General features: G+C 36.0%; 4 protein-coding genes, 1 rRNA gene and 1 pseudogene. 2 read left to right on the top strand and 4 right to left on the bottom strand.

The window, feature by feature from the left end; all coding sequences use genetic code 11:
* The first annotated feature begins 23 nt into the window (after window positions 1-23).
* Window positions 24-139, top strand: a 5S ribosomal RNA gene (gene rrf, locus ACJML3_RS02115).
* 145 nt (window positions 140-284) lie between these two features.
* On the opposite strand, the gene ACJML3_RS02110 is transcribed toward rrf, so the two are convergent.
* Window positions 285-713 carry a hypothetical protein gene (locus ACJML3_RS02110; RefSeq protein WP_406020196.1) on the bottom strand — a complete coding sequence of 143 codons (429 nt, stop codon included), beginning with the start codon at window positions 711-713 and terminating at the stop codon, window positions 285-287.
* A pseudogene (locus ACJML3_RS02105) lies at window positions 702-1,442 on the bottom strand (L-arabinose isomerase); the annotation flags it as partial. The gene ACJML3_RS02110 and the pseudogene ACJML3_RS02105, both read right to left, overlap by 12 nt.
* A gap of 78 nt (window positions 1,443-1,520) precedes the next feature.
* Here ACJML3_RS02105 and ACJML3_RS02100 point away from each other — a divergent pair.
* Complete coding sequence (locus ACJML3_RS02100) at window positions 1,521-2,156, top strand: IS607 family transposase (protein ID WP_406020194.1); 636 nt, start codon at window positions 1,521-1,523, stop codon at window positions 2,154-2,156.
* Between the two features lie 578 nt (window positions 2,157-2,734).
* On the opposite strand, the gene ACJML3_RS02095 is transcribed toward ACJML3_RS02100, so the two are convergent.
* Window positions 2,735-4,000 carry an IS110 family transposase gene (locus ACJML3_RS02095; protein ID WP_406018426.1) on the bottom strand — a complete coding sequence of 422 codons (1,266 nt, stop codon included), beginning with the start codon at window positions 3,998-4,000 and terminating at the stop codon, window positions 2,735-2,737.
* 530 nt (window positions 4,001-4,530) lie between these two features.
* Window positions 4,531-4,872: transposase (locus ACJML3_RS02090; protein WP_406020192.1), on the bottom strand; the 342-nt coding region annotated here is incomplete at its 5' end.

Below are 4,872 nucleotides of genomic sequence, written 5' to 3'. Positions count from 1 at the left end.
ATTTATGTTTTATACCCAATTTGCCTGGCGGCCATAGTGCTGTAGAACCACCTGTTCCCATTCCGAACACAGAAGTGAAATGCAGTTACGCCGATGGTAGTGCAACGTACGTTTGTGTGAGAGTAGGTCACTGCCAGGCATCCCTTTTAGAGAAACCGCAATCATTTGATTGCGGTTTTTTGCTTACTGTACTCTATATTCTGTTGAAGAAGACTTATTTTGAAAAAATAAAAAATCATCGCCATAGAAATGTATGACGATGATTTGAGATAAGAAATGACTAATTAGTATTTTTTCATCATAAGTGCATTTAGATCTGCTTTTGTAGTTTCTTCACCAATGTAGATAAGTTCAGTACCAGTTAGCATTGCAAATAGAGCAATATCTTCTCTTGTAAGAGCAGTGGATACTACACTGTGATGTGCACCACCTGCAATACACCAGCCTTCAGTACCAATCTTAAAGTTTGGCTTATGTCTGTACATGATTCTTGCAACTGGTAAATTTGGCATTGGTTTTGGCTGTTTTACAAGTTCAATATCAGCACAGATGATTCTGTAATGATCTCCCATGTCAACCATTGTTACTTGAATACCATCACCTTCAACACCATCAAAAATCAGTCTTACAGGAGCTTCTTTTCCACCAATTCCAAGTGGCATTACATGAATTTCAGGTTTTGTTGCAGCAAAAGTAACAGGAACCTCAAGCATGTGAGATGCAAGTTCAAGCTCTTTTCCTTGAGTTAGATCGTAAGTGTAATCTTCAATAAAGCCTGTTGCACCCTTTCTGCCCTCAGACATCTTCATAAGAACAGCTGCAAGTGCTGCAATCTTATAATCACCTTCAGGACCGAATCCGATTCCCTTTGCATTAAGATCCTGTACAGCAAGACCTGGTAACTGCTTTAATCCATACAGATCCTGGAATGTATCTGCAAAAGCACCTATGCCATTATCTTTCAGGAATTTTTCAAGACCAATCTGATATTTTGCCTGTTCTCTTACAGCTTTGATGTTATCAGTCTTGAGTTCATATTTTGACTGGTATTCAGTCATCTTTGCATCAATTTCACTTTCTGATACATTGTTAATAATCTTTACAAGATCGCCTAGTGCATAGTAATTGCACTCCCAACCGTACTTAATCTGAGACTCTACACGATCGCCATCGGTCACAGCAACCTCTCTCATATTGTTACCAAAAGAAGCTACCTTCAAGCTACGTGAGAATGCAATAGCTTTTGCAACGTCAATGAACTGTTTGATTCCTTCAACTACGTCATCATTCTCATAATAACCTGCTAATACCTGATGAGGTATTCTCATTCTTGAGAGGATAAAACCATATTCTCTATCACCATGAGCTGCCTGATTTAAGTTCATAAAGTCCATATCGATTTTGTCGTATGGAAGTTCACGGTTAGCCTGTGTATGCAGATGGAGTAGGGGTAAATAACAGTTTAATTAAACATATAAATAGTTTATAATATCTAAATAATTATTTTTAGATTTAGACTTATGAATAAGATTATTTCAATAGGACAAGCAGCAAAATTATTAGGTGTTCATGTTCAGACGTTAAGAAATTGGGAAAAGTCAGGTAAATTAAAACCTGACAGTATTTCTCCAGGTGGTACAAGACGATACAACCTTGAACATATTCTTCAATTATCTGGAAAAGAAATACCAGTTCAAAGTGATAACAGATATACAGTCGCTTATGCTAGAGTAAGCAGTCACGATCAGAAAGATGATTTAAAAAGACAGGCTCAGGTTCTTGAATTATACTGTGCTGAGCATGGATATCAGTTTGAAATGATAACTGATCTAGGATCAGGAATGAATTATTATAAGAAGGGGCTGACATCTTTAATCAATAAGATTTTAAATAATGAAGTGAAAAGACTGGTATTGACGCACAAGGATAGATTACTAAGATTTGGAGCAGAGCTTATATTCTCAATTTGCGAAGCTAAAGGTGTAGAGGTGGTTATTATTAATCGAGGAGAAGATAAGCCAAGTTTTGAAGAGGATTTAGCAAAAGATGTTCTTGAAATCATAACAGTGTTTTCAGCAAGGTTGTACGGCAGCAGAAGTAAAAAGAACCAAAAATTATTAGATAGAATAAAAGAAGCAGCAGAAACTGACAGGTAATAGAAAGAATGATTGTAGGACAGATTATAGAGCTAAAAGCAAACAATAAGTTTTTTACTTATTGTCGAAAGTCTTTTGGAGTCAGAAGATTTGCCTACTATATGGTGACATCGTGGAAGTCAACATCTTTTTGAATTATTTTTGTCGCCATATTATATCTGACAATTCTTTGCTAACTCCTTTATTATATAGGATTTATATTATTTCTTATCAGGTTATTTTGGGTAAAAAATATTTCGTGGAACCTAATCCACATTTATTTTAAGTTCAGCTAAAAAGAAAGTCCTAACCTATAAAGTGTTCCTTCAATTAAAGCTATACAGTCTCAAATCTCAGGTTGACCATTCTTTGTTTAAAGTTTCTATGATCATGAGTCAGTCTTTGCTGCTATTTCTATATGTTAGATCAAATGATGTATCTTGAACTCCAGTGCCAAATTCTATTAGAAGCATGTGACTTAGCACTGCTATTATTGGTAATGCATCTTGGAGAAATATAAGGTATCGGTGCTTTGAGAGAGTTACTGCATACTTTGTAAAAAGTTAAAAGTTGTTTAAATCCTTTGTTTTTATTGGAGCTTAATCTAAAGTAGCTTCGGTATAACCATACAGTTCTTGAAGCAGGGCATCAGCACTTACTTTGGTTAAGCATCTGTTTGAGTAAGCATGAATTCTTGCTTTCTTATTTCCAAGTGAGTCATCTATTTGTGGATCATAAGCAGTGCCATGATGGAGAACTCCAAAGACAACTCTTATGATTTTGGCACATATGCTGATAACTCCACGTTTAAAGGCAACTGTATTTCTTGAATACATTCTTTGGATATATTCTGAGCGTGGAGATATTTGAAGCTTATTACCACAGTGTAATAAAGTAAGAACAGCCTGGTAAAGCATTCTCTTAACCACAGGATCACCGTTACGAGACATCTTTCCCATTTCAATCTTACCACCACTGCCAGAATGAGCAGTAAACAGACCAAAGTATGCCTGTAGAGCTCTGGCTGTTTTAAATCTGCTGATATCAGATATGTCTAATGACAGTAGAAGTGCTAACTGAGGTCCAATACCTGGTATGGTCATTAACTGATTTGCAACTTGTGACTCTCTTGCTTTTGCATCAATAATGTCCTGATTGATACGGTCAATCTTTTGAGTTAGGTAGTTTATGTCCTCAACAAAACTATCGAGAGTTTTTAAAGTTAATGAACTGCTACCAACATCTGCTTTGTTATTGATTTGTTTCTTATAATACTTGATAGCTAAAAGTGCAGAGTCAGCCCCAGTTACAACATGCTCATATGCTCCAGCAGCAATCAGTCTCTGTCTTACATTAGAGCAGACTGCATTTAAGCTTTTTATGTATTGTTCCCTTTGAACATAAAATGTCTTTAAATCGATTTCTTCCTGAGTCCTGATACGACAGGTCTGATGATGGGTAAATAAAGCTTCTCGAATAAAGAAGGCATCATTAAAATCATCTTTCTGAGCTTTTCTGTTCTTGATTGCTCTAGCATCTAGAACTACTGCCTTATGTCCGTGAGCAATAGCATATTTAGCCCAATAGGATGAACCTGTACATCCTTCCATAGAAATCAGCAGTTTTTGATGAGTGGATGCAATAAATCGTCTTAACGCATATATATCAAAGGTTGTGTTAACAAGCTCGTTATCTTCATTATAAAAACATACCTGAAACTTTCTACCGGCTAAATCAATACCCACAGGTACATAACCATAGATTAACTCCTGTCCTGTAGCTGTATAGGAAATACGAAATTGGGGTTCCTGATTATTTTTGCTCTGACTTCTTGATTTTTCTGCTCTTGGATTTGTAAAATTCATGTTGGATAACCTCTCTAGGACGTTTAGTCATGTTTGGTAACCTTCTTACTGGTATATTTTCTAGCTCAGTAATAAGGCTTTTATAAATTCCGTATGCGCTCGTTTCTACGATGACGCTTTATTGATTTATTTTGTGAATTATAAAAGAAAAGAGGTTATCCTTTAATAAAAAGACAACCTCTTTATCAAATCTGAACTTAACGCCCACCTCTATATAAGAAATCCTCATATCAGCTTAGTTCCTGATACTAACGTTTCAAAATAATGTACGATAACGGTAACTTATGGAAAGAGGAATAATTCAAGACTGGAGCTTTAAGCTCAGAAATAAACACATTCTTTTCCATAAATGCTTTCTGTGTAAGGATAGAGGGATAATTCGATGATGGAGTTGTACTCAGAAAATCAAGCATTCTTATCCCTACACAGCCGTTGCTGTTTAGTCAGAGCAAGGAACAGTTAAAGCCCTCTGACTTATCAGCTTCGTCTTTTCAGATTCATATTTTATGAACTTGTTAACCTGTAATTACTTACAGCTCTAGTAATCTACATTTCTTACCGTCAAACTTTTCTCCATGCTTTGCTATGGTCCATGCTACTCTTGCCATACGGTTGGCAATTGAACAGACAATTCTCTTATTAGAAACATCTTCATTATCAATTAAAGTTGCAACCTTAGAGGTTCTTTCAGGATCATATTTCTTGGTTTGTCCATATCTTGAAATTGCACACATATACAAGACTCTTTTTAAAATGCGATTTCCGCTTTTTCGAGTTCCGCCGACGCTTACTTTTCCTCCACTACCTGTTACTTTTGGAGCAAAGCCTACAAATGCAGCAAAGTGTCTGCTATCTGGATAGTCATTAGGATC

Source organism: Succinivibrio sp. (assembly GCF_045124615.1).
GTDB classification, from domain to species: Bacteria; Pseudomonadota; Gammaproteobacteria; order Enterobacterales; family Succinivibrionaceae; genus Succinivibrio; species Succinivibrio faecicola.
Note: the sequence above shows the minus strand (reverse complement) of the source record. Positions and strands in the feature narration are given on the sequence as shown.

Coding starts and splice junctions, on each gene's coding strand:
- ACJML3_RS02110 (WP_406020196.1), bottom strand. CDS start 713: ATGCTTGAGGTTCCTGTTACTTTTGCTGCAACAAAACCTGAAATTCAT.
- ACJML3_RS02100 (WP_406020194.1), top strand. CDS start 1,521: ATGAATAAGATTATTTCAATAGGACAAGCAGCAAAATTATTAGGTGTT.
- ACJML3_RS02095 (WP_406018426.1), bottom strand. CDS start 4,000: ATGAATTTTACAAATCCAAGAGCAGAAAAATCAAGAAGTCAGAGCAAA.